Source organism: Gordonia sp. w5E2, from assembly GCF_036540975.1.
Taxonomy (GTDB): domain Bacteria; phylum Actinomycetota; class Actinomycetes; order Mycobacteriales; family Mycobacteriaceae; genus Gordonia; species Gordonia jacobaea.
This window is the reverse complement of the sequence record NZ_CP144213.1, coordinates 4,827,486-4,843,108: the sequence shown is the minus strand read 5'-3', so window position 1 is coordinate 4,843,108 and position 15,623 is coordinate 4,827,486. Positions and strand designations below refer to the sequence as shown.

The window sequence follows — 15,623 nt, the reverse complement described above, 5'->3', positions numbered from 1 at the left end:
CGGCTCACTCGGCTTATCCGGCGTATCCGGCTTACGCGCCTCGCGTTCGTGCTGTTCAGAGCCTTTTCCTGAGGTTGTGCCGGGTGAGCCGGATTGCACAACACCTTCCGGCTTCGATCTGGGTGAATAGCCGGGTGAGCCGGGAAAGCCGGGAAAGCCGCTTGTTTCAGGGTGGTCTATCCCGAGCCGTTGCCACACGGGACGAAGAACATCTACTGACACAGATGTGTCACCCTGCGGGTGGCAGAAGCTTTAACCCCATCCCGTTCGACCCACGACAACCATGCCCCTATCGCGTCCGGCCACGACTGCTAGCACCGTGTCCGTTGGACAGGTGTGATCGTCATGGCACCGGGTCTCGGTTCGCGAGGTCGGGACTGGTGGCCTCAGAGCACGGCTGAGGACTGGGCTACGTGCTGACCGCTGGTTTTCGTCGGGCTGGTCGATGACGACGGGCACGCGGTTGGAGTGGTTGCGTGCGCTGAGTGCCCTCGCCGGGAGTTGAACCCGGCAACCGTTGAGATGAGCACAACGGTTGAGCCGTCAGGGCGTTAGGAGGTAGCTGCGTGGTGAGATTCGCCATGCAGTTGCGGTGATGAGCACCGCGCGGGGCCAACCGTGTACATGACGCCCACGGTTGCGGCGTAGTCGTCAGGTCGGTCTGCTCTTATCCACTTGTTGGTGAAGAGCAGCCCCGTGCTGAGCACTCAGTGCTGCACAGTGCCCCGGTCTTGCTCGGAGACCTCGGTGTCAACCGACTCCTTCAACGTGCTCAACAGCTTCTCTGGCTCGTCGCCCATCGCCGCCGACATCCACTTCTTATGGGGATCAGCGTCGTCGGCACGCACGTAGTAGTGAACCCGGTACCCGCCGATGCGACGCCGATTGGTCTTCCGCAGCCGCGTCCACTTCTCGTATTTGCATTTCGCGACGCCGGCACTGAACACGTCTTCTGCGAGTCCGTAGACGACTCCGAGTTCTCGCTCAGTGAGCGCCGTCAACACAACTACCGTCATCCGCCCGTCGTCCCAGACATAGATGAGGCACGCAGACTTCCACACGACGCCGTCCTCCGCTGTGTAGGTCGGCGACTCGTTGCGTTGCTTGACGGTGATGCCGAACTGGGACAGATCCGATGGTTCCGAGCGTCGAACTGCGACAACTGTGAGGCTCATGCGTGCCACCCCAGCTCCATGCAGAGTCGCAGAACAGCGAGGGGGACGAAGTAGAGAGCCAGCGTCACGATGATCGTGACGCAGTCGGCGAGATGTATGATCCGGGCATGGTTCATGACGGAGTTCCGATCCGTTGTGGGCCGAGGTCTCGTCCGGTGCTGGAACACCGAGCGGGACCGTTCTTATATGAGAACGGTTCAAGTCGTACGCTTGTCGGGGCCAGCGCCAACCCCGCCAAGCCGTCGAACGGGGTTCCCGCGCTGATGAAGTCGCTGGGCTGGCGCATCATTCCGGTCAATCCCACTGCCGAGACGATTGTCGGGGAGGCCGTCTACCCGGCCCTCGCCGACGTTCCGGAGCAGGTCGATTTCGTCGACGTCTTCCGCCCGTCGGCCGACTGCCCGCAGATCGCTCGTGAAGCCGTCGCCGCGGGCGCCAAGGCGCTCTGGTTGCAGTTGGGGATCACGTCGCCGGAGGCGCGCGCGATCGCCGAGGAGGCAGGCCTGCTGTACGTCGAGGATCGCTGCCTCAAGATCGAGCAGCAGCGCACCGGGATCACGCCGAAGCGATGAACCACGGTCCGGCGGGACTACCACTGGCGCTGCTGTTCGTGGCGTTCCTGCTGACGTTCGTCATCACCCGCGTCATCACCCGCCTGATCCGCGCAGGCAAGGGGCCGTTCCGCAACAACGTCTCCGGTGGCGTGCACATCCATCACGCGGTACCCGGGATCATCCTGTTGATCATCGGCGCCATCACGTCCGTGGCGGCTGACGGCACTGCGCCCGCCGGCGAGATCGCGGCAGTGCTGATCGGCATCGGGGCGTCGCTGGTGCTCGACGAGTTCGCGATGATCCTCCACATGCAGGACGTGTACTGGTCGCGGGAGGGCCAGCTCTCGGTGCAGGTCGTTGCCCTCACCGTGGCGGCACTCGGGCTACTGCTGCTCGGTCTCAATCCCGTCACCACCGACGACGACGAGTCGGCACGGTTCGGCGCAGGCCACGTGGTGATTCTCGTGGTCCTCGTCGTGCACATCGGTGTGCTGCTCGTCTGCGTGGCCAAGGGCAAGTATTCGACGGCCGTCATCGGGGCGTACCTCCCGCCGGTCGCGTGGATCGGCGCAGTTCGGTTGGCGCGCCCGGGTTCTCGTTGGGCACGCAAGCACTATTCGAAGGCCAAACAGGACCGTGCCACGTATCGCGCGGAGCATTTCGACGCGCAATTCGGTTCCTATGGACTGAAGCTTGCCGACCTCGTCGCGGGTAGGCCTTCGCAGCCCGACCCCGAAGCACCGAGCACTGCCGCCTGAGCAGCTCGCCAATCGATAGCGAACGATTGAATATGACACACTGAATAGGTGAGTTCGCAGGACACGGCCGATCCGCACGACATGGACACCAACCCGCTACTCCTGGAGCGGCAGGTCTGTTTCGCGTTGGCCGTGGCGAATCGTTCGGTACTGCGCATCTATCGCCGATTGCTCGATCCGCTCGGCCTGACGCATCCGCAGTATCTGGTCATGCTCGCGCTCTGGGAGTCGGAACCGAGGGCGGTCAAAGACATCGGTGCGGTGCTGCAACTCGACTCCGCGACCCTTTCTCCGCTGCTCAAGCGACTCGAACAACAGCAACTCATCGTGCGCAGGCGTCGCGGCGACGACGAACGCAACGTCGACGTCGAGCTCACGTCGTCGGGTCGTGCACTGCGTGAGCAGGCGTTGTCGATTCCGGGGGCCGTCGTCGATGCACTGGGCGTCGAGCTGTCTGATCTCGAAGAGTTGCACCGAGCCCTGACGCGCGTCAACACTGCCGCGGTTGCGGCGGCGAAGGCGCCGAGCGCGTAGGGACCCGTTTTAGCTCGGGTAGATAATGGACTGATGGGTCTACCGATCATCGACCTCTCGACGGCCGCCTCCGATCCCGCGGGGTTCGAATCCGCGCTCCTCGACGCGACGCACCGAGTCGGCTTCTTCTACCTCGTCGGACACGGCGTCCCGCAACAGCAGATCGACGAGATCCTGGCGCTGGCCAGGCGTTTCTTCGCGCTTCCCGCTGATGCCAAGGACGAGATCAGCCAGCTCGAGAGTCCGCATTTCCGTGGTTACTCGCGCCTCGGTGGCGAACTGACCAACTCGGAGGTCGACTGGCGCGAGCAGATCGATATCGGACCCGAGCGCGACGTGATCGAGGACGCCCAGGGGTATTGGAATCTGCAGGGGCCGAACCTGTGGCCGTCCGCCCTTCCGGAGCTGCGTCCGGCGTTCGAGAAGTGGGACGCCGCGCTGTCGGGGGTCGGGTTGGAGCTGTTGCGTCACTGGGCGCACGCACTCACCGGCGATGCGACCGTCTTCGACGACGCCTTCGCGACGGCACCGGCCACTCTGATCAAGGTGGTGCGCTATCCGGGCACCACGCAGACATCGCAAGGCGTTGGCGCACACAAGGATTCGGGTGTGCTCACGCTGCTGCTCGTCGAACCGGATTCAACCGGCCTACAGGTGGAGGCGGGTGCCGACGAGTGGATCGACGCACCGCCGCTCAAGGGTGCGTTCATCGTGAACATCGGAGAACTGCTCGAGGTCGCGACGGGCGGCTTCCTGCGGGCGACGCGGCACCGGGTACTCGCTCCGGCGCCGGGAACCGACCGAATCTCGATTCCCTACTTCCTCAACCCGGCGCTCGACGCCCGGGTCCCGACGCTCGCCCTACCGCCCGACCTCGCACAACTCTCGCGCGGCGTCGAAGAGGATCCGGCCAACCCGCTCTACTCGACGTACGGGGAGAACGCGTGGAAGTCGAGGACACGCGCGCATCCCGACGTCGCGGCGCGGCACCACGGCTAAGGTCGGACTATGTCCGTGTCGGGTGAGATGTCGGTGCAGGGAGTCCAGTCATGAGCGCGGTCGCGTGGATAGTCATCATCGTGACCATTGCGGTCGCGTTGATCATTCTGGCAGGAGCGGCGTGGTTCGCCGTCGATTCCGACAAGCGGGTTCGACGCTTCGCGCGCTCCAACGACCTCATCCCCGGCCAGCCGAGCCGCGCCCCCGACGACTGGACGACGTCGACGTCACGGGAGGCGCGGATGCACCGTCGAATCCGCTATGCCATCGCCGACGTCCACCAGAACCCGTGGATCGCCAACGACGCCGGCCTGGTGGCCGAGCGCGATCGTCTGGACGCGGCAGTGTTCGACTTGGACGACAAGCTCATTCACGTCTCGACCCTCCCCGAGGAGGAGCGGGACTCGGAACTCGAAGCGATCGACGCCGCCATCGTCGAACTCGAGGAACTACCGAAGAAGCTGTGGGAGACGCCCGCGGAGCAGCAGCGCAGCGATATCGACGCCGCGATCAGCACGATCGGGCGGGCCTGCCACTAGGCGGTCAGCTCGATCAGCTTGCGGACGGTCCGTAGGTTGCGCCCTGTGCCCTGCACGCCGAGTCCCCGTGCGATCACGGGTGCCGTCAGCTTCGAGGTGCCTGCGCCCTCCGCGTAGCGGATGTGGAGGTCGGAGCCGATGACCTGGGAGAGATCGTTGCCGAAGACCTTGTCCGAAAACGCTTTCAGTCGATCCTCCGGTGGCGTATCCACCAAAAAGTAGACGTACGAGAACTTCTCGTCGACGACATCGAACGGGTGGGTGTCGAGAGCGGTCACGAGTTCGTCGCGCGAACGGCTGATCACTTCGCGGAAGAATCCGTAGCGCTGCTCGATTGCCGCCTCGAGTGCTCTGTCGAAATGGTTCGGCGCCGCCGGTGGCGTGCAGATCAGGTTGCCGGAAGCGATGTACGTCGAGATGTCGGTTGCTCCGAGATCGCCTGCGATGCTGCGCAATTCCTTCATCGGAACCTTCGCACCACCGACGTTGATCGCTCTGATCAGTACTGCTCGACGTGGCATGTTTACAGTGTCTCACCGACTTTGGCGCTCTGTAAGCGTCGTTGGTCCCCAGAACGTCAACTCACCGTCAGGCTCGTGGGTCAGCCCACCGTCGAGCGGGCCCCACGTACCGTGCAGCGGGCAGCAGGTCTGGTGGCCCCGATCACAACGCCGGCGCCGGTGACCCGGTGAACATTGACCTCGACGCCCCCTCAGCGGGAGCGGTCGTCAGAGAGGCGCGGAATCTCGTTGGAGTCGGTATTGAGGCGCTGCAGTAAGTACCGGACAAAGCTACGAAGGTCGCATCGGCGTTGCATGCGTTGCGTACTTCCTTGGCATCGTCAACAAGAGTTTGATGTTTCGGGATGACCGGCATCGGTCACTCTTCTGAGATATCGACGTATCGTCCTAGTGATGCATTTCCGCGGTCTCTTAGCGGTACCGAGAGTCGTTGGTCTGAACGGGGGAATCTGCGGCCCGGAGCTGGTTATGGCCAGACGTTGGAAGTAGCGTTTGTTGCGGCAAAGGCTATGAACTTGAAAGGCATCTCATGAACCGCTCGGCTCGACTAACCGCGATCGCAGTGGTAGCCGCGAGCATTGCGTCTGCGTATGTAGTTTCCACCCCAGTCGCCTCGGCTGACAAGGTCACCACCCCGAACTATCGAGCGGTTGAGGGCGTTGTCGGATTCGGTTCGCAGAGTGGCGGTCTGTTGACTGCTTCTGCTTCGGGCCTGCGGACAAGGTTCGAGCTCACTCCTGGGCGGGTCGTGATCCGCGAGTGCTACTTCACAGGCCAGTCCGCGAACGCGGACGGCGGTAAAGGCTACTCTTTCCTCAGCGGTTGGGTACCCGTGAAGGAGGACGGTACCTGGTCGACAAGGGCGTGGGGGCCGAATCAAACGACACCGATCGCGAATGGCGACTACCAAGTTTCAGTCATCTGTAACGGCTTGCCGGGCGAAAACGGATGGGGTGCTCTAACCGATCCGCCTAAGATTGGGATTAGCATCGATGGCTCCGGCCCTGTGCGTAGTCAGCCCAATAATCCCAAGAGAGACTGGATTGCCGACTCGGTCAACTTCGCGATTTGTCTGGGTGGATTCGGCGCGCTACTCGCGGTTCCAATAATCATTGCTCTTCGACTAGGTGGTGTCGCGGCAGTAAAGGGCTTGATTAAACCACTCGTTACATTCTCGCCTGGCATTCTTCTTCCCGCAGGGTCGTACGTATGGGCGCTAACGGAGACACTTAAGAAGTGTTCGTCGTCTGTGTTGCATATTGACGATATTGGAATATGACGTATGGTCAATTGATATTTCCGTTGCTGCCGGTGGTGTTGCTTCGCGCGCCGAGCTGGACGTTGTTGCGTCCAGGATTGCCGGAGAGTGGACGTGGGACACTGCAAGCAAAATGGGAGCGCACCGCCTAGCTGGGTCGTGGGGATGTGGTGTTGCTCGTCGAGGGTGCGGTCGGCGAGGAGGCGTATCGGTGAACGTCCTTGAATAGGGGTCGTCTCGCAACCGTGGTGGTGGTGGTGTGACTGGCAGGCACCAGGCGCTTCGACGCGCCGTCGGGCTCGTAGGTCACCCCACCATCGGAGCGGGCCCCACGTACCGCGCGGCGGGTCGAATGATCTTGCGGCTGTTGGCTTGTTCGAGGATGTTGGCCGACCAGCCGACCGTGCGGCTCACCGCAAAGGTCGGCGTGAACATCGATCGCGGAATGCCGCAGGCGTCCATCACCACCCCGGCGTAGAACTCGACGTTGGCGTAGCGCGGGTGGTCGGGGTGGGCTTGCGCGAGTGCCTGGACGATGGCCTGCTCGGCGGCGATCGCGGCGTCGACCGTCGGTCCGCCTAGACCTTGCGCGACCTCGCGCAACAGCACCGATCGGGGGTCCTCGGTGCGGTAGACGGCGTGCCCGAAACCCATGATTCGACGACGCTGCGCCACCTGCTCGCGCGCCCACGTCAGGGCGTCGCCGTGTGCGACGATCTCGTCGAGGGAGTCGAGCGCGCGATCCGGGGCGCCTCCGTGCAGCGGACCCGAGAATGCGCCGAGCGCGCCGCACAGAGCTGCGTGGACGTCGGCCCCCGTTGACGCGATGACACGCGCGGTGAAGGTCGAGGCGTTGAATCCGTGATCCATGGTCAGGATGAGGTACTGCTCGACGGCGCGGGCGTGCTCCCGTGATGGCTCGGTGCCGGTGATCAGGTAGAGCCAGTTGGCCGCGACGCCCAGGTCATCTCGGGGCGTGAGCGGCTCCTGACCTGTGCGAATGCGGTGCAGCGCTGCGAGGATCGTCGGCGTGAGCGCGGTTGCCCGCAGTGCGTCGAAGTGCCGCGTCTGTGCGTCGGAATCCCAGAGGGGCCGGACGCCGAAGGTGGGCCCGAGTGCCGACATCACCGTGCGCAGGCCGGTCAGGAGTTCACGCTCGCCACCGAGCATCGCCGACGTCGCGAGGATGCCGGAGATCTCGTCGGGGAGTGTCCGCAACGCTCTGGTCGCTGAGACGAAGGAGTCGAGTCCGGCTTCGTCGGGTAGGTGTCCGTGCACGAACAGGAACCACACCTCGTCGAAGGTCTTGGTGCGTGCGAGGTCGACGGCCGAGAACTCTCGGTAATGGTAGAAGCCCTCGTCGCCACGGACGTCACCGATTTCGGTGTCGGCGACAACGACATTCGCGAGGCCCGCGGGCGCGATCAGCACATCAGTCATGGGTGCAACGATCACCCCTTGGTGCATCGTCGTCAATGTTGATTCAATCAATATGTGCAACGCATTCATCGACGCCGCTGGCCAACACCGGTGCACCATGACGGGCGCGACTACCTGACCACAGAACAGGTCGCAAAGGCGTTGGGCGTCAAGGCATCAACGGTTTACGCCTACGTCAGTCGCGGGCGGTTGCAGAGTCAGCGGATCGACGGTGTGTCGGGGAGCGTGTTTCCGGTAGACGAGGTCGAGAAGCTGTTGACCGCAGGCCGACCACGGCCACCGGCAGGCGTCGTCGAACGTATTCGGACGCAACTGACCTATCTGCACGACGACCGGCTGTACTACCGGGGACACGCCGTCGGCGACCTCGCGCGGGACATGTCATTCGAGGAGGTAGCGGCACTGCTGTGGGAGCAACCGTGGCCGACTATCCCGCCGGGTGCGGTCGGCGATGTGCCGGGTCGGGTCGACGCCGCGCTCGGGCCGGCTGCGCGAGGTCTTGATCGGATACGACTGATCGTCGACCTTCTCGGAGCCGACGATGCGCGCAGGCATCAACTCGATCCCGCAGCCGTGACCGTCAAGGCGGCGACGATTCTGGAGACGATCGTCGGCGTTGACGTTGTGGACGGTTCCGACGTCGAGGGTCGTGGGTTCGCGGAGCGGCTCTGGCCCCTTCTGACAGACGACCCCTCGACGCCGGAGCGGGTGCGGATACTCAACGCGGCACTTGTGCTGCTCGCCGATCACGACCTGTCCGCCGGAACGATCGCAGCCCGTGTCGCGGCGAGCGCGCGGGGAAGTGTGTACGCCGTGGTCAGCGCGGGTCTTGGTGCATTCGACGGCCCGATGCACGGCGGCGCAACGACTTTCGCGTACCGATTTCTCGCAGAGACGCTCGACGATCCGGAATCGGTTGTCGGTGAACGCCTGCGCCTGGGCGAGCGGATTCCGGGTACTGGGCATGTGGTTTATCGGCACAGTGATCCGCGCGCGGAGACGTTGACGGAGTTACTGCGGGACGCAGGCGACGGGGACCCGCGCGTGTCGAGCGCGATGTCGAGTGTGACCAGGGCGCTCGGGTCGTCGACGTTCGTCAACTCCGATTTCGCGTTGGCCGCGCTCGCGCTGAGCTATCGGATGCGCCCCGATGCCGCGGAGACGATCTTCGCCGTTGCTCGGATCGTCGGGTGGACCGCGCACGCGCTCGAGGAGTACGGCGAGAAGCGGCTGCGGTTCCGGCCCGAGGGGGTGTACACGGGCGTGCGGCCGGTGGGGGTGTGATCTCGACAGGCTCGATCAGCGGGGCGGGGCTCGATCAGCGGGGCGGGGCTCGATCAGCGGGGCGGGGCTCGATCAGCGGAGGAGGCTCGTTCGGTGGGGTGATCAGCGGGGCAGGTAGGCCACGGCGAAGGTGCGGCGGTAGGGGAGCACCGTGCCCCAGTCGCGGGCGGGGTAGGCCGCGCGGAGTCGGTGCTTGAGTTGTTCGCTGAACTCGTCACGCAGTTCGTCGGGAAGCGCTTCGAGGAAGGGGCGCGCACCGGTGCCGGAGATCCAGTCGAAGACCGGGTCGTCGCCCTTGTCCTTGAGTATGTGCAGATACGTCGACTCCCACGCGTTGACCTCGTAGCCGCGCTCGGCGAAGAAGTTCAGGTAAAAATCGGGCTCGAGCCAGGGGAGTCTGCGGACGTCGCCGAGGTACTGCGCGTACGGCTCCTCTTCGGCGAGCTCGTTGAGGCTGCGATAGGTGGCGGCACCGGTGTTGTTGGGAACCTGGATTGCGAAGGCGCCACCGTCGTTGAGGTGGGGCAGTAGCCGCTCGATTGCGACTTCCTGATCGGGGACCCACTGGAACACCGCGTTCGACAAGAACAGGTCGACGGGTTCGGGAGGTGTCCACTCGGTGAGGTCGGCGACGTCGTAGTTGGCCAGCCCGTCCATGTTCTCGCGGATGGCCTCGGCGATCATCTCTGTCGAGGCGTCGATTCCGAGGACCAGGGCTTCGGGCCAGCGTTCGCGTAGGTGCTTGGTGTGCTGCCCAGGCCCGCATCCGAGGTCGACGATGGTCGACGGATTGGTCGGCACCTCGGCGATCAGATCGAGGAAGGGGCGGGCACGAGCGTCGGAGAATTGTAGGTATCGACTCGGATCCCAGACCGGCATGCAACCAACTCTATGCAATTCACAGCGATCATGGCAGTGGGTAACCTGGGAGGAGTGTCAGAGACTCTCGTGAACGATGGTGACAACGCACTGGTGACGGCCGCATCGGCTGCCGCGGACGTCGTCGAAATTTCTACCGATGGCGCCTGCCTGGGGAATCCCGGGCCGGGCGGATGGGGTGCGGTTCTGCGATACCGCGGTCATGAGAAGGAAATCTCCGGCGCTGAACCCGATACCACCAACAACAAGATGGAATTGACGGCAGCGATCGAGGGACTCGCGGCACTGACCAAGCCGTCGAAGGTGATCCTCTACACCGACTCGAGTTACGTGCGAAACGGCATCACCAAGTGGGTGAGTGGCTGGCAGCGCAACGGCTGGAAAACAGCAGACAAGAAGCCCGTGAAGAATGCGGACCTGTGGCGCCGCCTCATCGAGGAGGAGAAGGTGCACGAGGTGACCTGGAAATGGGTGAAAGGTCATGCGGGAGACCACTACAACGAGATCGCCGACACGCTCGCAACATCAGCCGCAAAGAAACTCGCTGGGCGTGAGTGATGAGTTCGGCCGCCTCGCATACTGATTCGACGATCTCGGTCGCCGTCCTCCCCGAGCGCGATCAATACATCACCGCGGCCCTCGACGACGCCGACGCGACGCAGACCGACCTCGACGCCGCCCGGGTCCTGATCTGGTTGGGAGGCGCGGCGGGATTCCCCGATCTCCCCGACACCGTCGAATGGGTGGCGCTGAAGACGGCGGGGATCGAAGAGTTCGTCGCCGCGGGTGTTCTCGACGACAAGCGCGTGTGGACGAATGCGTCCGGCTTCTATGCAGAGAATGTCGCCGAGCACGCACTCGCGCTCTTGCTGGCCGGTCTTCGGCAGATCAACACGTCGGTGCGGTGGGGCTGGGACAAAGACCATATTGACCCCGCGGTGCGCACACTGCGCGGGGCGACCGTGGCGATCATCGGTGCGGGCGGCATCGCGAGATCGCTGATCCCACGTCTGAAGGCCTGTGGCGCTTCGGTTCTCGCGGTCAATCATTCGGGACGCGAGGTCGACGGCGCCGAGCGCACGTTGCCGTCGTCGCGGATGGACGAGGTGTGGTCGTCGTGCGATCACGTGGTCCTGGCCGCCCCGTCGACTCCCGAAACCCATCACCTGATCAACGGAAAGGTGTTGGCGCAGTTGCCTTCCCATGCGTGGGTGGTCAACATCGCACGCGGACCTCTCGTCGACCAACAGGCGCTGTACTGGGCGCTCAAGGGGCATGAGATCGCGGGCGCTGCACTCGACGTGACCGATCCCGAACCGCCCGCGCGAAACGATCCGCTGTGGTCGCTATCGAACGTGATCATCACACCGCACATCGCCAACCCATCGTCGGGTCTCACCCGCGAGCTCGCGCCGTGGATCGCGGAGAACATCCGTCGGTTCCGCGCAGGAGACGATCTCGTGTCGACCGTGGCGGCTGGTCGCGATTACTGAGTCCCCCATCGTCGTCTGTGGTGTGTCGGGGTGCGGGAAGAGCACTGTCGGTCTGGCGCTCGCTTCGCGTCTGGCGGTGCCGTGCCGTTTGTCGATGCCGACGATCTGCACCCCGCCGCCAACATCGCGAAGATGGCTGCGGGACATCCACTCACCGACGCCGATCGGCTGCCCTGGCTCGATGTGGTCGGTACCTGGCTCTCCGAGCACGACGACGGCGTGGCCGCCTGTTCGGCGTTGCGTCGCGCCTATCGGGATCGACTGCGCGGCAAGGCTCCCGGGGTGTTCTTCGTGATGCTCGCCCTCGACCATGACGCCGCACTGGCACGCGTGCGCGGGCGGCGTGATCACTTCATGCCTGCCGCGCTCGTCGACTCGCAGTTCGCCGCACTCGAACCACTCGGACCCGACGAGCGGGGAATGACCGTCGACGCCACGCTGCCGCTCGACGTGATCATCGATCAGGTCTTGCGTTAGAGCGCGCTCAAAGGCCTAGCGTTGTTGTCATGAGCACAGATCACCTCATGAGCAGGGCGTTGGCCACGTTGAACGAACTCGACGGTCCGCTGTCGGTCGAGGTCATCCACCGCCTGGTCGAAGCCGACGAGATCGACGAGCCGCTGACCATTGCCCAGACGGCGGAGATGCTCGACGTCTCGGCGCACACACTGCGGTACTACGAGCGGATCGGACTTGTCTCCGTGCCCCGCGATGCGTCGGGAAACCGGCGCTACGACGCCGACGCCGTGCGGAGACTGGTCTTCCTGACACGAATGAGGCTGTCGGGCATGGCCATTCGTGACCTCCAGCACTACGTCGAACTGGTCGACGAGGGCGAAGACACCGTCCCGGAGCGGCTCGAGATGTTGCTGGAGCACCGCGACACGATTCGACGGCAGATCTCAGAACTCACGCTCTCGTTGGCAGCAACCGAATACAAGATCGCCACCTACGGCGGAAGGACACAGCCATGACCGCATCAACAGACCCGACAACCGCGAACCGCAGGCGCATCGGCTCCCTCGAGGTCTCACCGCTCGGATTGGGTTGTATGGGAATGAGTTTCGCGTACGGCGAGGCCGACCAGGACGAAGCGAGGTCGACGCTGCATCACGCTCTCGACGTCGGGGTCAACCTGCTCGACACCGCAGACGTATACGGTGCGGGAGCCAACGAAGAACTTCTCGCGGCAGTTCTGGCCGACCGCAGAGACGACGTGGTGCTCGCGACCAAGTTCGGCATTGTGCTCGATCCCGAAACCGGTTATCCCAACGGCGAAGTCGACGGTTCGCCGGAGTATGTGCGGTCGGCGGTCGACGCCTCGCTGCGACGTCTCGGCGTCGACACCATCGACCTCTACTACCTGCATCGTGTCGACCCGAAGCTGCCTATCGAGGAGACTGTCGGGGCGATGGCAGAGTTGGTGACCGCGGGCAAGGTGCGCGAGCTCGGCATCAGCGAGGCCAACGCCGACACCCTGCGCCGCGCAGCAGCTGTGCATCCCATCGCCGCGCTGCAATCGGAGTGGTCGCTGTTCAGCCGCGACGTCGAATCGTCGGATGTTGTCGCCGCACGCGAACTCGGCGTCACGATGGTGCCCTACAGTCCGCTCGGCCGTGGCATGTTGACGGGATCTGCTGCGGCAGTGCAGGTTTCCGACGACGACTTCCGTTCTACACTCCCGCGGTGGCAGGCCGAGAACCTCGACCACAACCTGGCCCTGGTCGATGAGATCCGCACCGTGGCAACCGAGGTCGACGCCACGCCGGGTCAGGTCGCGTTGGCGTGGCTGCTGGCTCAGGGTGCCGACGTCGTGCCGATCCCCGGCACCAAGCGCACTCGCTACCTCGACGAGAACCTCGGCGCGCTGTCGGTGGAATTGAGTTCAGATCAGCTCGAGCGATTGTCGACGCTGCGCCCCGCGGGCGACCGCTACCCCGACATGGACTGGGTGGCGGGCAGGTCGTCGTAGTCCGCGCAGCACTCCTGTGTGTGAAAATCTAGAACGTGTTGCAGTTCTGTGGCATTGTCGGGAGTCGTGATCCTGGACAGATTCCGACTCGACGACACCGTCGCGGTCATCACGGGCGCGGGGCGCGGACTCGGAGCGGCGATCGCTGTCGCTTACGCCGAGGCGGGCGCCGACGCGGTGATCTCAGCGCGCAGCGAAAGTGAACTGGAGAAGGTGGCCGCCGAGGTCGCCGACCGGGGCAGGCGTGCGCGCGTCGTCGTCGCCGACCTCTCCGATCCCGACGCTGCGGCAGCCCTCGCGCAGACCGCCGTCGACGCGTTCGGACGGCTCGACACCGTCGTGAACAACGTCGGCGGCGCGATGCCACGTCCGCTGCTCGACACCTCGCCGAAGAATCTGAGCGACGCCTTCGGTTTCAACGTCGCGAATGCTCATGCGCTGGTAACGGCCGCGGTTCCGCTGGTGTTGGAGACGGCCGGCTCGGGCTCGATCATCAACATCACTTCTGCGATGGGGCGGCTACCCGGCCGTGCATACGCGGCGTACGGGACGGCCAAGGCCGCGCTCGCGCACTACACGCGGCTCGCGGCGATGGATCTCAACCCGCGTATCCGGGTCAACGCCATCGCGCCTGGGGCGATCCTGACGTCGGCCCTCGATATCGTGGCGGCCGACGACACGATGCGGACGGCAATCGAGAACTCGACTCCGATGCACCGTCTCGGCGAGCCCGAGGACATCGCTGCTGCGGCCGTCTACCTCGCGTCGCCCGCCGGTGCCTACGTGACCGGAAAGGTGCTTGAGGTCGACGGCGGTATCATCGCTCCGAACCTCGATCTCCCGATCCCCGATATGTAGGACGGGTTCTCCTTACGACGGCCGTTCGTTGCGGGACGCGCGCTCGACGATGGTCGCGATGCGCGTGGACTTGGTCTCGGGTTTGCGGGCCATCGCGATCTGGGTGAGCGCGAGCTTCCGCGCACTCGGCGGAAACGCGTCCCAGTGCTCGCGCGCCTGCGGCGTCGCGTCGAGTGCCGCGGTCAGCTCGGGGTGCTCAACACCCGCCTCTGCGTCGTCGAGGAGATTCCAGAGACCGCGCGCCTTGGCGTCGTCGATCACGGCCTGGCCGGCCGGTTGCATGCGGCCGGCGGCGAGGAGTTCGGTGACGCGCTTCTTGTTTGACGCCGACCACGCGCTGGTGCGGCCGCGGCGAGTGAACCACATTCCGCGACGCTGCTCGTCGAGTGTGCGGGTGTGTCCGTCGATCCACCCCCAGCACAGCGCCTCGCGGACGGTTTCGTCGTAGTCGAGGGCGACGCGGCCGGAGTCCTTGCGCCAGAACACCAACCAGATTCCCGACGACGAATCGTGGTTGTCTGCGAGCCAGTTCCGCCAGTCGTCGATGGTGTCGAAGACGTGCGTAGGGGCGTCCGCTTTGGCCATGTCGACACAGTAGTCGCGGCCGCTGACGTGGGTACTGTTGTCTCATGGATCAGTTCTTGCACTTCATGGGCAATAACTGGTGGCTGATTTTCCCGATTGGCGGAGTTATCGGCGGTTGGGCCGGGTCGGTCGCCCGCTACAACGAGAAGCGTCGACGCGACAAGATCGAACTCGCCCGGGTCAAGGCGAGCGCGCAGACCGAGCAACTACGACTCACCCAGGCCGACAAGTCAGCCATCACCAAGGTGCTCGAGAAGCACGACGCGATAGATCAGCGATGGTTCGATTTTGAACTCGACCTGGCGACACTGATCGAGTTCCCCATGATGACCGACATGCGCGAGCCGCTGACGCTCGCATTTCATCGCGCGAAGATCCGGGCCGACGATCTGCGCCCGACGTCGGCCGACCAGAAGCTCGACCCGCTCGAGTTCGAGCGCTACCGCGACGCCGTCGGCGACTACGCAGCGGCGTTCGACGCGGCCGAACGCGAGGCGCGGCGTCGCAAACAGTCCGACTTCTCGCCCATCGAGCGCGAGTCGCTCGACCGCGCGCGCAAGCTGATCTCCGTCGCCGCAGACGCCGCCGCCACACCCGCGGAACGCCAGGCCGCCTACCGCAAGGCCCGCCAGGAGCTCGACGGACTCATCGACGTCCCGGACGTCGCCGCCGCCCAGATCGAGCAGCGAATCGCGGGCGAGCTGGAGCGCTGAGCGGGGCGAGCTGTGCGCAAGTCGGAATCGGGTGGATCCAGATCGACGTTCTCGACGTCGG

General features: G+C 64.6%; 17 protein-coding genes and 1 pseudogene. 13 read left to right on the top strand and 5 right to left on the bottom strand.

The window, feature by feature from the left end; genetic code table 11:
* Window positions 1–707: 707 nt before the first annotated feature.
* The gene (locus RND64_RS21905) at window positions 708–1,175 is read right to left on the bottom strand and encodes a hypothetical protein (protein WP_005177875.1); all 468 of its coding nucleotides are present in this window, start codon (window positions 1,173–1,175) and stop codon (window positions 708–710) included.
* 107 nt (window positions 1,176–1,282) lie between these two features.
* Between RND64_RS21905 and RND64_RS21900 the strand changes: the two genes are divergently transcribed.
* From RND64_RS21900 to RND64_RS21880, 5 genes are all read left to right on the top strand, one after another.
* Window positions 1,283–1,747 carry a CoA-binding protein gene (locus RND64_RS21900; RefSeq protein ID WP_442903961.1) on the top strand — a complete coding sequence of 155 codons (465 nt, stop codon included), beginning with the start codon at window positions 1,283–1,285 and terminating at the stop codon, window positions 1,745–1,747.
* Window positions 1,744–2,487, top strand: a complete 744-nt coding sequence (locus tag RND64_RS21895) for a hypothetical protein (RefSeq protein WP_049699365.1) — start codon at window positions 1,744–1,746, stop codon at window positions 2,485–2,487. Before RND64_RS21900 ends, RND64_RS21895 begins: the two co-directional genes overlap by 4 nt.
* A gap of 81 nt (window positions 2,488–2,568) precedes the next feature.
* Window positions 2,569–3,021, top strand: a complete 453-nt coding sequence (locus RND64_RS21890; RefSeq protein ID WP_049699483.1) for a MarR family winged helix-turn-helix transcriptional regulator — start codon at window positions 2,569–2,571, stop codon at window positions 3,019–3,021.
* 33 nt (window positions 3,022–3,054) lie between these two features.
* Entirely contained in the window at window positions 3,055–4,020 is a 966-nt protein-coding gene (locus RND64_RS21885) for an isopenicillin N synthase family dioxygenase (protein ID WP_049699366.1), read from the top strand.
* Window positions 4,021–4,070: 50 nt separating this feature from the next.
* Window positions 4,071–4,559 (top strand): hypothetical protein, encoded by a 489-nt coding sequence (locus RND64_RS21880; RefSeq protein WP_049699367.1) that lies wholly within the window; start codon window positions 4,071–4,073, stop codon window positions 4,557–4,559.
* Here RND64_RS21880 and RND64_RS21875 read toward each other — a convergent pair.
* Together RND64_RS21875 and RND64_RS21870 are read right to left on the bottom strand one after the other, a co-directional pair.
* A complete protein-coding gene (locus RND64_RS21875) occupies window positions 4,556–5,080 on the bottom strand; it encodes a DUF1697 domain-containing protein (RefSeq protein WP_049699368.1) in 525 nt (174 codons plus the stop codon). The two genes, RND64_RS21880 and RND64_RS21875, sit on opposite strands and share 4 nt — an antisense overlap.
* A 1,564-nt stretch (window positions 5,081–6,644) precedes the next feature.
* Window positions 6,645–7,778: a citrate/2-methylcitrate synthase gene (locus RND64_RS21870; RefSeq protein WP_049699484.1), complete on the bottom strand. Its 1,134-nt coding sequence runs from the start codon at window positions 7,776–7,778 to the stop codon at window positions 6,645–6,647.
* 54 nt (window positions 7,779–7,832) lie between these two features.
* Here RND64_RS21870 and RND64_RS21865 point away from each other — a divergent pair, with 54 nt between their 5' ends.
* Entirely contained in the window at window positions 7,833–9,062 is a 1,230-nt protein-coding gene (locus tag RND64_RS21865; RefSeq protein WP_049699369.1) for a citrate synthase, read from the top strand.
* Between the two features lie 102 nt (window positions 9,063–9,164).
* On the opposite strand, the gene RND64_RS21860 is transcribed toward RND64_RS21865, so the two are convergent.
* Window positions 9,165–9,941, bottom strand: a complete 777-nt coding sequence (locus tag RND64_RS21860; protein WP_049699370.1) for a methyltransferase domain-containing protein — start codon at window positions 9,939–9,941, stop codon at window positions 9,165–9,167.
* A 69-nt stretch (window positions 9,942–10,010) separates the two neighbouring features.
* Between RND64_RS21860 and rnhA the strand changes: the two genes are divergently transcribed.
* The 6 genes and pseudogenes from rnhA to RND64_RS21830 all read left to right on the top strand — a co-directional run bounded on the left by rnhA (window position 10,011) and on the right by RND64_RS21830 (window position 14,264).
* Window positions 10,011–10,499 carry a ribonuclease HI gene (rnhA, locus tag RND64_RS21855; RefSeq protein ID WP_049699485.1) on the top strand — a complete coding sequence of 163 codons (489 nt, stop codon included), beginning with the start codon at window positions 10,011–10,013 and terminating at the stop codon, window positions 10,497–10,499.
* Entirely contained in the window at window positions 10,499–11,434 is a 936-nt protein-coding gene (locus RND64_RS21850) for a D-isomer specific 2-hydroxyacid dehydrogenase family protein (protein ID WP_049699371.1), read from the top strand. Before rnhA ends, RND64_RS21850 begins: the two co-directional genes overlap by 1 nt.
* Window positions 11,427–11,911 (top strand): annotated as a pseudogene (locus RND64_RS21845) (gluconokinase). Before RND64_RS21850 ends, RND64_RS21845 begins: the two are co-directional and overlap by 8 nt.
* 29 nt (window positions 11,912–11,940) lie before the next feature.
* On the top strand, window positions 11,941–12,408 hold the full coding sequence (locus RND64_RS21840) for a MerR family transcriptional regulator (RefSeq protein ID WP_049699372.1): 468 nt from the start codon (window positions 11,941–11,943) through the stop codon (window positions 12,406–12,408).
* Window positions 12,405–13,406 (top strand): aldo/keto reductase, encoded by a 1,002-nt coding sequence (locus tag RND64_RS21835; RefSeq protein ID WP_049699373.1) that lies wholly within the window; start codon window positions 12,405–12,407, stop codon window positions 13,404–13,406. Before RND64_RS21840 ends, RND64_RS21835 begins: the two co-directional genes overlap by 4 nt.
* A gap of 66 nt (window positions 13,407–13,472) precedes the next feature.
* Window positions 13,473–14,264 carry an SDR family oxidoreductase gene (locus RND64_RS21830; protein WP_049699374.1) on the top strand — a complete coding sequence of 264 codons (792 nt, stop codon included), beginning with the start codon at window positions 13,473–13,475 and terminating at the stop codon, window positions 14,262–14,264.
* Between the two features lie 12 nt (window positions 14,265–14,276).
* Here the strand turns inward: RND64_RS21830 and RND64_RS21825 are convergent, their stop codons facing one another.
* Window positions 14,277–14,849 (bottom strand): YdeI/OmpD-associated family protein, encoded by a 573-nt coding sequence (locus tag RND64_RS21825; RefSeq protein WP_049699375.1) that lies wholly within the window; start codon window positions 14,847–14,849, stop codon window positions 14,277–14,279.
* Window positions 14,850–14,893: 44 nt separating this feature from the next.
* On the opposite strand from RND64_RS21825, the gene RND64_RS21820 reads away from it, so the two are divergent.
* Window positions 14,894–15,562 (top strand): hypothetical protein, encoded by a 669-nt coding sequence (locus RND64_RS21820; RefSeq protein ID WP_049699376.1) that lies wholly within the window; start codon window positions 14,894–14,896, stop codon window positions 15,560–15,562.
* Window positions 15,563–15,623: the final 61 nt, after the last annotated feature.

What these genes read in the sequence shown, in the direction of transcription:
- RND64_RS21905 (WP_005177875.1), bottom strand. Translation starts at nt 1,175, where the DNA reads ATGAGCCTCACAGTTGTCGCAGTTCGACGCTCGGAACCATCGGATCTG.
- RND64_RS21900 (WP_442903961.1), top strand. Translation starts at nt 1,283, where the DNA reads ATGGTTCATGACGGAGTTCCGATCCGTTGTGGGCCGAGGTCTCGTCCG.
- RND64_RS21895 (WP_049699365.1), top strand. Translation starts at nt 1,744, where the DNA reads ATGAACCACGGTCCGGCGGGACTACCACTGGCGCTGCTGTTCGTGGCG.
- RND64_RS21890 (WP_049699483.1), top strand. Translation starts at nt 2,569, where the DNA reads ATGGACACCAACCCGCTACTCCTGGAGCGGCAGGTCTGTTTCGCGTTG.
- RND64_RS21885 (WP_049699366.1), top strand. Translation starts at nt 3,055, where the DNA reads ATGGGTCTACCGATCATCGACCTCTCGACGGCCGCCTCCGATCCCGCG.
- RND64_RS21880 (WP_049699367.1), top strand. Translation starts at nt 4,071, where the DNA reads ATGAGCGCGGTCGCGTGGATAGTCATCATCGTGACCATTGCGGTCGCG.
- RND64_RS21875 (WP_049699368.1), bottom strand. Translation starts at nt 5,080, where the DNA reads ATGCCACGTCGAGCAGTACTGATCAGAGCGATCAACGTCGGTGGTGCG.
- RND64_RS21870 (WP_049699484.1), bottom strand. Translation starts at nt 7,778, where the DNA reads ATGACTGATGTGCTGATCGCGCCCGCGGGCCTCGCGAATGTCGTTGTC.
- RND64_RS21860 (WP_049699370.1), bottom strand. Translation starts at nt 9,941, where the DNA reads ATGCCGGTCTGGGATCCGAGTCGATACCTACAATTCTCCGACGCTCGT.
- RND64_RS21850 (WP_049699371.1), top strand. Translation starts at nt 10,499, where the DNA reads ATGAGTTCGGCCGCCTCGCATACTGATTCGACGATCTCGGTCGCCGTC.
- RND64_RS21840 (WP_049699372.1), top strand. Translation starts at nt 11,941, where the DNA reads ATGAGCACAGATCACCTCATGAGCAGGGCGTTGGCCACGTTGAACGAA.
- RND64_RS21835 (WP_049699373.1), top strand. Translation starts at nt 12,405, where the DNA reads ATGACCGCATCAACAGACCCGACAACCGCGAACCGCAGGCGCATCGGC.
- RND64_RS21825 (WP_049699375.1), bottom strand. Translation starts at nt 14,849, where the DNA reads ATGGCCAAAGCGGACGCCCCTACGCACGTCTTCGACACCATCGACGAC.
- RND64_RS21820 (WP_049699376.1), top strand. Translation starts at nt 14,894, where the DNA reads ATGGATCAGTTCTTGCACTTCATGGGCAATAACTGGTGGCTGATTTTC.